Raw genomic sequence first — 12,033 nt, 5'->3', positions numbered from 1 at the left:
TCAAGCCTTATGCTTTTTCTTGCTGACGTTTTCTTTCTGCCATCATCTCATGCAATGTTTGTTTGGCAGGTTTCATCGGAACATGGTTATTGGTCCAGCTTAACTGCTTGCTCGGTGTCAATGCACGGAATTTGGTAGCCGCCCAACCGAATGCTCGATAAGCCTTACTGCCGCTGAAAATACCGTTAAACGTACGCCACGCCATTTGCTCACCGAAGGTATGCGATGCACCTTGACCACGGATAGGATGAGGAACGGCTTCTGTTGGCGAACGTTGTGCTTCAACGCGCAGACGTTGCATTTGTTCGGTAATCGGAATACGTACCGGGCAAACTTCGACACAGGCGCCGCACATGGTACACGCAGTCGGCAGATCGCGTGTCGCATCCAAGCCCAACAAATGCGGAGAGATAATCTCGCCAATCGGACCGGGATAAGTCGTGCCGTAAGCCGCGCCACCGATACGGGTATAAACCGGACAGTGGTTCATACACGCACCGCAACGGATACATTGCAAGGTACGGCGCATTTGATCTTCTGCATACGCTTGGCTACGGCCGTTATCAAGCAGAACCAAGTGCATTTCCTGCGGACCGTCCAGTTCTTCGCTGCGGCGTGGGCCGGTAATCATATTGAAATAAGTGGTAATGTTCTGACCGATAGCTGAACGTGGCAACAGGCTGTACAAAGGCGGCACATCCGACAGTTTCGCAACCACTTTCTCAATACCGGTAATGGCGATGTGCACAGGCGGCACAGTGGTGCTCAAGCGGCCGTTACCTTCGTTTTCGACCAGACACAAAGTACCTGTTTCCGCGACGGCAAAGTTCACACCGCTCAAACCGACATCGGCAGTGCTGTAAATATCGCGCAAAGCTTTACGCGCAAATCCGGTCAGCTGGTCTACATCGTCTGTTAATGGAGTGCCAAGGTTTTGATGGAAAAGCTCGCTAACCTGCTCTTTGGTCTTGTGAATGGCAGGCATCACGATATGAGTTGGTTTCTCGCCGGCCATTTGAACGATAAACTCGCCCAAGTCGCTCTCAACCGCTTTAATGCCTTGATCTTGCAGATAATGGTTCAGCTCAATCTCTTCGCTGACCATAGATTTGCCTTTCACCATCAGCTTGCCGTTTTTATCGGTAATGATGTTGTGAATGATTTGGCAGGCTTCGGCAGGGGTTTCCGCCCAGTGGACTTTAACGCCCAACTTGGTCAGGTTTTCTTCCAGCTGTTCCAATAATGCAGGTAATTTGGACAACGAACGTTGACGGACATGTTCACATAAGTCACGCAGGCTTTGCAGCTCTTCTTCATCTGTCAAAACGGCTTTGCGCTTGGTCATCAGCATATCCATCGCCGTGCGCAAGCTTTTACGCAGAGGCTTGTCTTGCAAAGAAATCGCAGCGTTTTGCTTGAACGTTTCCGGCTTCATATGGAATTTAATGGTTTGGGAACTCATGCTTTTTCCTCCAAATCGGCAGGGGAAATGTGATCAGGCAGAACGGCCAAAACCACTAAATCGCGCGGGCCGTGTGCACCATAGGCCAAAGTCAATTGAATATCGGCAGTCTTAGACGGGCCGGAAATCAAAATAACGTTGGTAGGCATGCCTTTTTCTACCAGTTTTTCGCCTTCAACAGCATTATGGAATTCGTTGTACATTTTGCTGGTGTCAAACAGGCAAAAATGCACAGGCGGCACCAAACTCAGGCTGCGCGGCTCGACAGGGCTGGACTCCAGCATAATCGTACCGGTACGGGCAATACCGCATTTAGAGCCGCTAAAACCAGCCTCAATATCGGTAAAGAATTCGTTTTTCCAGTCGTCGATTTTTCGCTCAAAACCACGCACTTCAATATTGGTATCGGCCAAAGCTGCACGAGCCAGCTGACCATGTTCTGTTTCCAAGGGAAGCAGAATGTTTTTCAAGCCTTTGCCTTCGGCTGCTTGGCGGAATACTTGCGGCCAGTTAGATTTAGTAACCCAATAGATTTCCGTTTTGACGGCACGCATGGCAGCCGCCCAATGTTTCAAACGCTCGACATCGTTTGCCCAAGAAACACCCATTTCACGGTAATAATCGAAAACCGGCGGCTCTTCCATCGGTAAGGCATCGGCTTTTTTCAATTTCGCCAAAATATTTTCGCGCGCGCTCATGCTTTACCTCCGGTGCGTTCCAACAGGAAAGATGCAATATGTTTCGGCCGTGGCATATTCGGTTCGTCTTTAGCGATTTTGCCGCCGATATTCATCATGCAGCCGCAGTCCGCGCTGATGATTTCAGTTGCGCCTGTTTCTTTTAAGGCTGCGACTTTGTCGGTTACCATCGCGCCGGAAATATCGGCTTGTTTCACAGAGAATGTACCGCCAAAACCGCAGCATTCGCTTTCATGGTCGTGGACGATACGTTCAACATTTTCCATGCCGTCAATCAGCTGCCAGCCTGACAAATGGACATTCATCTCGCGACGTGCCGCGCAGGAAGTATGGACAGCCACTTTAACCGGCTCGCCTTTATCTTCAGGTTTGTAACCAATCGCCAGCAGGAAGTGGGTAAATTCAATGATACGGTTGGCGCAATCAATGGCTTTTTGCTCGTACTCGGTGCCTTTGAAAAGAGTCGGCCAGTGGTGTTTCATCATGCCGCCGCAAGAACCGGAAGGCACGACAATCGGCCAATTTTCAGGGAATAAATCCAGTTGCGCTTTGGCAACATCAAAGGCTTCTTTAGGATGGCCTGACGAATAGGCCGGTTGACCGCAGCAGCTTTGCTCCATTGGATAATGGACACGGATACCCTGTTGTTCGATTAAAGTGATGGCATCCATACCGGCTTCAGGCATGAAAAGGTCAAGAACGCAAGTACCGAAGAAATAAGCATCGGTTGGCTTGCTGTCGAATACGGTGATTTGTGGTGGTTTGATTGCGCTCATTTTTTTGGAACGGGACAACCCGTTTTCTTGTGTAAAAATAAGATGGGTACTTTAAGTAATTGCTTGTAATGGGTCAAGTCTAATTTTAAAAAATAATATTAAAAAAGCATGACAAACCAGACAGACACCTTTCCCTTATTAACTTGATAATCTACATAATAACCACTATCAATAAAGAAATTGATGGATTCATTTTTTAATAAATGAAACTCGTACATTCCCTCCCTCTTCAAAACACAATCACTGCCTCTTTATAGAATCTTGATTTACATCAGAAATCATGAGCTTAATCTCTGTGACACGTTTTTAGACGAAACAAGCAATCCGCTATGCTGTACATATGTTTCAGACGGCCATATTGGAATAAAAAGATATCTAAGATGATAAAAATAAAAGTTTTTCTCATAAACTCAGGCCGTCTGAAAGATAAGTTCGTCAAAAGGCTACTTTCCGTATACTCAACCCTACTTTTAATCAAAATCAAACACTTGAAAAATCATCGTTCCTAACCTTGAAAACCCTTTGCACACTCAAGCACTTCCAGTATCATTGAGACAGTTTCTTGACGCAAAATTACAGTCTTAGCCGCCCACGATCGGCATGGATTTGCAAAAGAAGTGAAACCAAGCTTCAAAACAATTTCACCTTAATTTCGGAGTAGGCATTATGTTGACCCAGACTCAACAGGTTGATTTGACCTTGCATCACCTTAAAGAACGCACCTTATCGATTTATACCACCGAACAGCGTGCAAGCATCGAGACATCTGAAGACTGGAAACAGTTTGACAGACGACTTGAGGAACACTTCCCAAAACTGATGCACGAGCTGGACAACGTTTACAACAACAACGAAGCCGTCCTCCCCATGTTGGAGCAACTGATTGCCCAAGCATGGCAAAGCTATTCCCAACGCAACTCATCCTTAAAAGATATCGATATCGCGCGCGAAAATGATCCTGACTGGATTTTGTCCAACAAACAGGTTGGCGGCGTGTGCTACGTCGATTTGTTCGCAGGTGATCTGCAAGGCTTGAAAGCCAAAATCCCTTATTTCCAAGAATTGGGCCTGACCTATCTGCACCTGATGCCCCTGTTTAAATGTCCCGAAGGCAAAAGCGACGGCGGATATGCGGTCAGCAGCTACCGCGATGTCAATCCGGCACTGGGTACGATAGACGACTTGCGTGATGTCATTGCTGCCTTGCATGAAGCAGGTATTTCCGCCGTTGTCGATTTCATCTTCAACCACACATCCAACGAACACAAATGGGCAAAAGGCTGCGCCGCCGGTGATCCGCTCTACGACAACTTCTATTACATCTTCCCCGACCGCTGGATGCCCGATCAATACGACCGCACCCTGCGTGAAATCTTCCCTGATCAACATCCTGGTGGTTTCTCGCAATTGGAAGACGGCCGCTGGGTATGGACAACGTTCAATTCCTTCCAATGGGACTTGAATTACAGTAATCCTTGGGTATTCCGCGCTATGGCAGGCGAAATGATGTTCCTTGCCAACCTGGGTGTTGATATTCTGCGCATGGATGCCGTTGCCTTTATTTGGAAGCAAATGGGCACAAGTTGCGAAAACCTGCCTCAGGCACACGCCCTGATTCGCGCGTTTAACTCCGTAATGCGTATCGCAGCGCCAGCCGTATTCTTCAAATCCGAAGCCATCGTCCATCCTGACCAAGTTGTCCAATACATCAGCCAAGACGAATGCCAAATCGGCTACAACCCTCTGCAAATGGCATTGTTGTGGAACACCCTCGCCACGCGCGAAGTCAACCTGCTCCATCAAGCACTGACCTACCGCCACAACCTGCCCGACCACACAGCATGGGTCAACTACGTCCGCAGCCATGACGACATCGGCTGGACATTTGCCGATGAGGATGCATGGCAGTTCGGTATTCACGGCTATGACCACCGACAATTCCTCAACCGCTTCTTCGTCAACCATTTCGACGGCAGCTTCGCACGCGGCGTACCGTTCCAATACAACCCAAGCACAGGCGACTGCCGTGTCAGCGGTACAGCCGCAGCATTGGTCGGCTTGGCTCAAAATGATCCGCATGCCGTTGACCGCATCAAACTCTTGTACAGCATTGCTTTGAGTACTGGCGGCCTACCGCTGATTTACCTAGGCGACGAAGTCGGTACGCTCAATGACGATGACTGGTCGCAAGACAGCAACAAGAGCGATGACAGCCGCTGGGCACACCGTCCTCGTTACAATGAGGAGTTGTACAACCAACGCCATGACAGCTCGACCACTGCCGGTCAAATCTTCCAAGGTTTGCGCCATATGATTTCCATCCGCCAAAGCAATCCGCGCTTTAATGGCGGCAGGCTGGTCACCTTCAACACCAACAACAAACACATCATCGGCTATATGCGCAACAACGCGCTTTTGGCATTCGGCAACTTCAGCGAACATGCGCAAACCATCAGTGCGCACACCCTGCAGGCCATGCCGTTTAAAGCGCACGATTTGATCAGCGGTCAAACCGTTTCTCTGAATCAGGATTTGGTCCTGCAACCCTATCAAGTCATGTGGCTTGAAATTGCATAAGCTGAATTTTTTATACATCATTCAAGGCCGTCTGAACAAATCAGCATTCAGACGGCCTTTTAAGGCATAAGATGTATTTTGTATTTTGGGCAGTTTCGCTTAGAATGCACGCTTTAATACCAAATGACACACTTAAAGTCAGGAGTAAAAATCCATGTTGAAAAAATTCGTACTCGGTACCATCGCTGCAGTAGTTTTGGCTGCTTGCGGCGGAGAAGGCAGCAACTCAGCTTCTTCTGCTCCGGCCCAATCCGGCGCGGCCTCCGGCTCACTGATTGAGCGCATCAACAACAAAGGTACCATCACTGTCGGTACGGAAGGTACTTACGCACCATTTACCTACCACGATAAAGACGGCAAATTGACCGGCTACGATGTCGAAGTAACCCGCGCAGTCGCCGACAAACTGGGCATCAAAGTTGAATTTAAAGAAACACAATGGGACTCCATGATGGCAGGTTTGAAAGCCGGCCGTTTTGACGTGGTTGCCAACCAAGTCGGCCTGACCAGCCCTGAGCGTCAAGCGACTTTTGACAAATCCGAGCCTTATAGCTGGAGCGGTGCCGTATTGGTTGCCCGTAAAGACAGCAACATCAAATCCATCGACGACATCAAAGGCGTGAAAACTGCACAATCCCTGACCAGTAACTATGGCGAAAAAGCCAAAGCTGCAGGCGCAGATTTGGTGGCTGTTGATGGTTTGGCGCAATCGTTGACCCTGATTGAACAAAAACGTGCCGACGCAACCCTGAACGACGAATTGGCGGTATTGGATTACCTGAAGAAAAACCCAAATGCCGGTGTAAAAATCGTTTGGTCTGCCCCGGCTGACGAAAAAGTCGGCTCCGGCTTGATTGTCAATAAAGGCAATGATGAAGCATTGGCTAAATTCAGCACAGCCATGACTGAGCTGAAAGCCGACGGCACGCTGAAAAAACTGGGTGAACAATTCTTCGGAAAAGACATCAGTGTTAAATAATTTCCTTGCCTCTCTGCCGTTTATGACGGAAACACGCGCTGATATGCTCATCAGCGCGTTTGGGCCCATGGTTAAAGCCGGCTTCGCAGTGTCTTTGCCTTTGGCGATCGCTTCTTTCGTTATCGGCATGATTATTGCCGTAGCCGTTGCTTTGGTAAGAATCATGCCCTCCGGCGGTATTTTCCAAAAATGCTTGCTGAAGCTGGTGGAATTTTATATTTCCGTCATTCGCGGTACGCCGCTTTTGGTGCAGTTGGTCATCGTATTCTACGGTTTACCTTCCGTCGGCATCTATATCGACCCGATTCCTGCCGCCATCATCGGCTTCTCGCTCAATGTCGGCGCATACGCTTCCGAAACCATACGCGCGGCAATCTTGTCCGTACCTAAAGGCCAATGGGAAGCCGGCTTCTCTATCGGTATGACCTATATGCAGACGTTCCGCCGCATTATTGCGCCACAGGCATTCCGCGTTGCCGTACCTCCTCTGAGCAACGAGTTTATCGGCTTGTTCAAAAATACCTCGCTTGCCGCAGTGGTAACGGTAACAGAGCTTTTCCGTGTTGCCCAAGAGACAGCAAACCGTACTTATGACTTTTTACCCGTTTATATCGAAGCCGCATTGGTTTATTGGTGTTTCTGCAAAGTGCTGTTTTTGATTCAGGCGCGTTTGGAAAAACGTTTTGACCGTTATGTCGCCAAATAAGGAGTTGTCATGATTAAAATCCGCAATATCCATAAGACCTTTGGCGAAAATACCATTTTGCGCGGCATCGATTTGGATGTTGGCAAAGGACAAGTGGTCGTTATCCTAGGCCCTTCCGGCTCAGGCAAAACCACGTTTTTACGTTGTTTAAACGCTTTGGAAATGCCTGAACAAGGTCAGATCGAGTTTGACAATGCACAGCCGTTAAGCATCGATTTTTCCAAAAAACCAAGCAAACACGATATTTTGGCACTGCGCCGCAAATCCGGCATGGTGTTCCAACAATACAACCTCTTTCCGCACAAAACTGCGTTGGAAAACGTCATGGAAGGGCCGGTTGCCGTACAAGGCAAGCCTGTCGCGAAAGCGCGTGAAGAGGCTGTCAAATTGCTTGAAAAAGTCGGTTTGAGCGATAAGATTGACCTCTACCCCTACCAGCTTTCCGGCGGTCAACAGCAACGCGTCGGCATTGCCCGAGCATTGGCGATTCAGCCTGAACTGATGCTGTTTGACGAACCAACTTCCGCGCTTGACCCTGAATTGGTGCAAGATGTTTTGGATACCATGAAGGAATTGGCACAAGAAGGCTGGACCATGGTTGTCGTTACGCATGAAATCAAATTCGCCTTAGAAGTGGCAACCACCGTCGTCGTGATGGACGGCGGCGTTATTGTCGAACAAGGCAGCCCGCAAGATTTGTTCAATCATCCCAAACATGAGCGGACACAAAAATTCCTGCGCCAAATCCGTGCGGACAATGCCGATCTTCAAATTTAATTGAAACAACAGACAATTTGAAAGCATTTCCAACCGTCATTTCATAAAGGCCGTCTGAATAAGTGAAATAGAAATCGTTGATTTCGTTTTCATACTTGTTCAGACGGCCTTTTATATGTCTTTTCAGGTAAAATAACGCCTTTCGTTTTACTCATCCCCTTGCCTGCCATCATGATAGAAATTAAAAAACTCACCTTACAACGCGGTTTGAAAGTCCTGCTCGATAAAGCCGATGCCGTAATCAACCCTGGCCAACGCGTTGGTTTAATCGGTAAAAACGGTACGGGCAAATCCAGCCTGTTTGCGCTAATAAAAGGTGAAATCACTCAAGATGGCGGCGAAATCCTTATTCCCAAAACATGGCGCCTTGCTTCCGTCTCTCAAGAAACGCCTGATTTAGATATTTCCGCTTTAGACTACGTTTTACAAGGCGATGCCGAATTGCAGGCTTTTCAGACGGCCTTGGCTCAAGCAGAAGCGCAAAACGACGGCATGAAGCAAGCCGAATATCACGCCAAACTTGAAGAAATCGATGCCTACACTGCTCCGGCACGTGCCGCCAAACTGCTTAACGGCTTAGGTTTTGCACAAGAAGAACATACGCGCCCCGTCAAATCCTTCTCCGGCGGCTGGCGTATGCGCCTCAACCTTGCCCAAGCGCTGATTTGTCGTGCCGATTTGTTGCTTTTGGACGAACCGACCAACCACTTGGATTTAGAAACCGTGTTATGGCTGGAAAACCATCTCGCTTCCCTGCCCTGTACGCAAATCATCATCTCCCATGACCGTGACTTCTTGAATGCCACCACAACGCACACCATCGAGCTGTCGCAACAAAAACTGACCCAATACGGCGGCAATTACGATTTCTATCAAGCCGAACGCGCCCAACGTCTGGCGCAACAACAAGCCGCCTACGTCAAACAGCAGGCGCAAATCAAACATCTGCAATCCTTTATCGACCGTTTCAAAGCCAAAGCCACAAAGGCCGTACAAGCCCAAAGCCGCATGAAGGCATTAGCCAAACTTGAGCGCATCGCTCCTGCGCATTTGGATAGCGAGTTTTCCTTTGAGTTTGCCAATCCGACCCATCTGCCTAATCCATTATTGAAACTCGACCATGCCGACTTAGGTTATGGCGACAATACCGTTTTACACGATATCACCTTGTCTTTGGAAAGCGGCGCACGTTACGGCCTGTTAGGTGTTAACGGCAGCGGTAAATCCACATTTATCAAAGCATTGGCAGGAAAAATCGATTTACTTTCCGGCAATATCGTCCGCTCCGAAAAGCTCAATATCGGCTATTTTGCCCAACATCAACTGGATACTTTACGCGCTGACCAAAGTCCGGTTTGGCATATCCAGCAGCTTTCGCCCGAAGTCCGTGAACAGGAAATCCGCAACTTTTTAGGCGGTTTCAACTTTGTCGGCGATATGGCGGTTCAAAAGACCGAGCCGTTCTCCGGCGGCGAAAAAGCGCGGCTCGCCCTTGCCATGATTATCTGGCAAAAACCTAATCTGCTGCTGCTTGACGAACCGACCAACCACCTAGACTTGGATATGCGCCACGCCCTGACACTTGCCCTGCAAAGTTTCCAAGGCGCATTGATTGTCGTTTCGCACGACCGCAGCCTGCTTGAAGCGACTACCGACAGCTTCCTATTGATTGACAAAGGCCGTCTGAACAACTTCGACGGTGATTTGAACGACTACCGTCAATGGCGGTTGGCACAAGAAAACGCAGCTGCTGCCCCCGCCGCTTCTGCACAAAGCCAAAGCCGCAAAGACACCAAGCGCATAGAAGCACAAATCCGTCAGGAAAAAGCCAAACGCAGCAAACCGATTCAGCAGAAAATCGACAAAGCTGAAAAAGAAATCGCACGATTGACTGATATTCAGACGGCCTGTGAAGCATTTTTGGCACAAGAATCTGCTTATTCAGAAGAAAATAAACCCAAATTGCAAGAGACACTCGCACAATTAACAGAAACTAAAGTAAAATTAACGCAACTGGAAGAAAACTGGCTGCAATGGCAGGAAGAGCTTGAGCAAATCCAAGTTGATGTCGAAGCCGAGTTTTCCCAATAAAAATAGAGCCATCAGGCCGTCTGAAATAAAACACAATACGGAAAAACATGACTTCAACCATCAAACAAGCCGGATACTTCCTCGTATCCTCTTTCGTCTTGGGCATTTCTCTTCACGCAGCCGCCGCAGTTTATTCCTGCGGCAACGGCAGCTATACTTCCGAACCCAACTCCTCCTGCGCACAGGCACAATTGCCTAAAATCAGCGGCCATCAAGGCAGCGGTTACCACCTCAACATCCGCAGCCTCAATGCCTCTGATGAACGCGCAAATGCAAAGCCTAAGAAAAAGGCACGCGCGGAAAAATCCGATAAACAAGAGAAAAAAGCCGACAAACCGAGCAAAAACAAAAACGGTACAAAAGCTAAAAAACAGCAGCCCATGCCGTCTGAACAAGAATAAAATGCTCAACTGCAACGAATCGGCCCTACCTGAATCATGAAAAAATATCTGCTTACCCTATCCCTGCTGCTTGCCGTTTTCAACAGCCAAGCCCACGCCGCAAAAATCTACACCTGTGAAGTCAACGGCTCGATTGTCTATACCTCGCGCCCAAGCGGCAACTGCCAGGCCGTCAACGATTTGCCGATTGTCGGCAAATACAGCAGCAGCGGATACGACGCCCCGGTTAACGATGCGCCCACACTCAACGCACCGACATCACAAACGGCTCCGGCAAAAAGCAAAAACACAGCGGCAAAATCCAACCATAAGGCAATACCCAAACCTGCCCCTATCCGCACTGCTTCTGAAACGGCTCCTCCTCCGGTTCCAAAATCCTCCGGTGTCAACAGTCGCCGCTCTATTCTGGAAACCGAGTTATCCAATGAACGCGCGGCTTTGGCCGATGCCAAAAAGCAACTGAGCCAAGCGCGGACAGCCAAAGGTGGCAGCGTCAATCAACAGGCCATCAGTACGCTGCAAGGTGCGGTTTTGGATAGAGAGAAAAACATTCAAGCCCTCCAGCGCGAACTGGGCAGAATGTAAGTCCAAATCAATCAAAACATCAGGCCTTCTGAATAGGTGGAAACGAAATCCAAAATTTTCGTCATGCCAAACAGACGGCCTGAATCCTATAATGATTACGCCCGTTTCAATTTCTTGTGCCTAGTAAATACGGTATAATTTGCCCTTTACGCACATTACCTCCGGTCTTTTCAGACGGCCTTTATCTCATGACTGCAAAATCTTCTAAAACCCAAACAAAAAAACGCGTCTCTACCAAACCGGCAGCCAAACCGACCACACGCAAATCCACCAAAGCACAAACTCAAGCCGACAATAAAGTCTCCCAACGCCTCAAGGCCGCCAAAGAGCTGCAAAAAAACGAAGAAAAAAAAGCGCGTCCCGAGCATGTCGTTAACTTGATTAATGATGCTTTATGGCTGTTTGGCTTGGTTATCACCATTTATTTGGCTATTTCCCTGGCCAGCTTCAGCATGGACGACCCTGCATGGTCGCGCAGCGTTCCCAAAAGCAACGATGTCGCCAACCTTGGCGGCCTCTTTGGCTCCTATCTTTCCGATGTCGGATATTATCTGTTCGGCTTATCATTTTGGTGGTGGATAGCCGCCTCTTGCGTTTTCCTCTACAAAAACTTCCGCCCCATGAAAAAGCAGGAAAACCATAAGCCCTACAATCACGGCGTAGCCGCTTTGGCATTATTCCTCCTGCTGGTGTGCAGCCCGATTATCGAACATTTCCTGTTTGACAACGCATTGAGCGAATCCCTTCCCGTTGGAGCCGGTGGATTGGTCGGCCTGTTGGCCGGTTCAGGCTTGGCTTGGCTGTTAGGCAAGTCGGGCAGCCTGTTGATTATGCTGGTGATGTTGCTTTTATCCATTTCCCTGCTGGCTCAGGTGTCATGGTTGGAAGTCATGGCCAAATCCGGCAGCCATATGGGCGGCCTGTTTGGCAGCCTGATGAAAAAACTGTCTCAATTCCAAAATAAAAAAGAAGATGTCCACT

The 12,033-nt window shown here is 48.7% G+C and carries 10 protein-coding genes and 1 pseudogene; 8 read left to right on the top strand and 3 right to left on the bottom strand.

The features are described from left to right. Positions 1–7: 7 nt before the first annotated feature. Genes ACTHSN_RS07175 through ACTHSN_RS07165 form a run of 3 tightly spaced genes read right to left on the bottom strand, consistent with a single transcriptional unit; the run spans position 8 to position 2,936 of the window. On the bottom strand, positions 8–1,462 hold the full coding sequence (locus ACTHSN_RS07175; protein ID WP_070460701.1) for a LutB/LldF family L-lactate oxidation iron-sulfur protein: 1,455 nt from the start codon (positions 1,460–1,462) through the stop codon (positions 8–10). Continuing rightward, positions 1,459–2,160 carry a LutC/YkgG family protein gene (locus tag ACTHSN_RS07170; RefSeq protein ID WP_070460702.1) on the bottom strand — a complete coding sequence of 234 codons (702 nt, stop codon included), beginning with the start codon at positions 2,158–2,160 and terminating at the stop codon, positions 1,459–1,461. Before ACTHSN_RS07170 ends, ACTHSN_RS07175 begins: the two co-directional genes overlap by 4 nt. After that, positions 2,157–2,936 carry a (Fe-S)-binding protein gene (locus ACTHSN_RS07165; protein ID WP_049344813.1) on the bottom strand — a complete coding sequence of 260 codons (780 nt, stop codon included), beginning with the start codon at positions 2,934–2,936 and terminating at the stop codon, positions 2,157–2,159. The genes ACTHSN_RS07170 and ACTHSN_RS07165 overlap by 4 nt, the downstream gene beginning before the upstream one ends. Positions 2,937–3,602: 666 nt before the next feature. Between ACTHSN_RS07165 and ACTHSN_RS07160 the strand changes: the two genes are divergently transcribed. From ACTHSN_RS07160 to ACTHSN_RS07125, 8 genes and pseudogenes are all read left to right on the top strand, one after another. Continuing rightward, positions 3,603–5,513 carry an alpha-amylase family protein gene (locus ACTHSN_RS07160; protein WP_285070155.1) on the top strand — a complete coding sequence of 637 codons (1,911 nt, stop codon included), beginning with the start codon at positions 3,603–3,605 and terminating at the stop codon, positions 5,511–5,513. A 154-nt stretch (positions 5,514–5,667) separates the two neighbouring features. Continuing rightward, positions 5,668–6,492: an amino acid ABC transporter substrate-binding protein gene (locus ACTHSN_RS07155; protein ID WP_285070154.1), complete on the top strand. Its 825-nt coding sequence runs from the start codon at positions 5,668–5,670 to the stop codon at positions 6,490–6,492. Beyond that, positions 6,482–7,198 carry an amino acid ABC transporter permease gene (locus ACTHSN_RS07150; protein ID WP_285070153.1) on the top strand — a complete coding sequence of 239 codons (717 nt, stop codon included), beginning with the start codon at positions 6,482–6,484 and terminating at the stop codon, positions 7,196–7,198. The genes ACTHSN_RS07155 and ACTHSN_RS07150 overlap by 11 nt, the downstream gene beginning before the upstream one ends. Positions 7,199–7,207: 9 nt before the next feature. Continuing rightward, a complete protein-coding gene (locus ACTHSN_RS07145; protein WP_285070152.1) occupies positions 7,208–7,975 on the top strand; it encodes an amino acid ABC transporter ATP-binding protein in 768 nt (255 codons plus the stop codon). Between the two features lie 171 nt (positions 7,976–8,146). Beyond that, positions 8,147–10,066, top strand: a complete 1,920-nt coding sequence (locus ACTHSN_RS07140; protein WP_440365225.1) for an ATP-binding cassette domain-containing protein — start codon at positions 8,147–8,149, stop codon at positions 10,064–10,066. 47 nt (positions 10,067–10,113) lie between these two features. After that, positions 10,114–10,467: a nucleolar protein gene (locus ACTHSN_RS07135; protein ID WP_285070149.1), complete on the top strand. Its 354-nt coding sequence runs from the start codon at positions 10,114–10,116 to the stop codon at positions 10,465–10,467. Positions 10,468–10,503: 36 nt separating this feature from the next. Beyond that, complete coding sequence (locus ACTHSN_RS07130; RefSeq protein WP_285070147.1) at positions 10,504–11,052, top strand: hypothetical protein; 549 nt, start codon at positions 10,504–10,506, stop codon at positions 11,050–11,052. A 188-nt stretch (positions 11,053–11,240) separates the two neighbouring features. Beyond that, positions 11,241–11,943, top strand: a pseudogene (locus ACTHSN_RS07125) (DNA translocase FtsK 4TM domain-containing protein); the annotation flags it as partial. Between the last annotated feature and the right edge of the window lie 90 nt (positions 11,944–12,033).

The sequence above is a fragment of the Neisseria sp. P0009.S010 genome, from assembly GCF_051958545.1.
GTDB lineage: Bacteria > Pseudomonadota > Gammaproteobacteria > Burkholderiales > Neisseriaceae > Neisseria > Neisseria subflava_A.
The sequence above is the reverse complement of the archived record's forward strand: the minus strand, read 5'-3'. Positions and strand labels throughout refer to the sequence as shown.

Bases quoted from the DNA above. Each gene is read 5' to 3' on its own strand.
- ACTHSN_RS07155 (WP_285070154.1), top strand. From the start codon at position 5,668: ATGTTGAAAAAATTCGTACTCGGTACCATCGCTGCAGTAGTTTTGGCT.
- ACTHSN_RS07145 (WP_285070152.1), top strand. From the start codon at position 7,208: ATGATTAAAATCCGCAATATCCATAAGACCTTTGGCGAAAATACCATT.
- ACTHSN_RS07140 (WP_440365225.1), top strand. From the start codon at position 8,147: ATGATAGAAATTAAAAAACTCACCTTACAACGCGGTTTGAAAGTCCTG.
- ACTHSN_RS07165 (WP_049344813.1), bottom strand. From the start codon at position 2,936: ATGAGCGCAATCAAACCACCACAAATCACCGTATTCGACAGCAAGCCA.
- ACTHSN_RS07130 (WP_285070147.1), top strand. From the start codon at position 10,504: ATGAAAAAATATCTGCTTACCCTATCCCTGCTGCTTGCCGTTTTCAAC.
- ACTHSN_RS07170 (WP_070460702.1), bottom strand. From the start codon at position 2,160: ATGAGCGCGCGCGAAAATATTTTGGCGAAATTGAAAAAAGCCGATGCC.
- ACTHSN_RS07175 (WP_070460701.1), bottom strand. From the start codon at position 1,462: ATGAGTTCCCAAACCATTAAATTCCATATGAAGCCGGAAACGTTCAAG.
- ACTHSN_RS07160 (WP_285070155.1), top strand. From the start codon at position 3,603: ATGTTGACCCAGACTCAACAGGTTGATTTGACCTTGCATCACCTTAAA.
- ACTHSN_RS07135 (WP_285070149.1), top strand. From the start codon at position 10,114: ATGACTTCAACCATCAAACAAGCCGGATACTTCCTCGTATCCTCTTTC.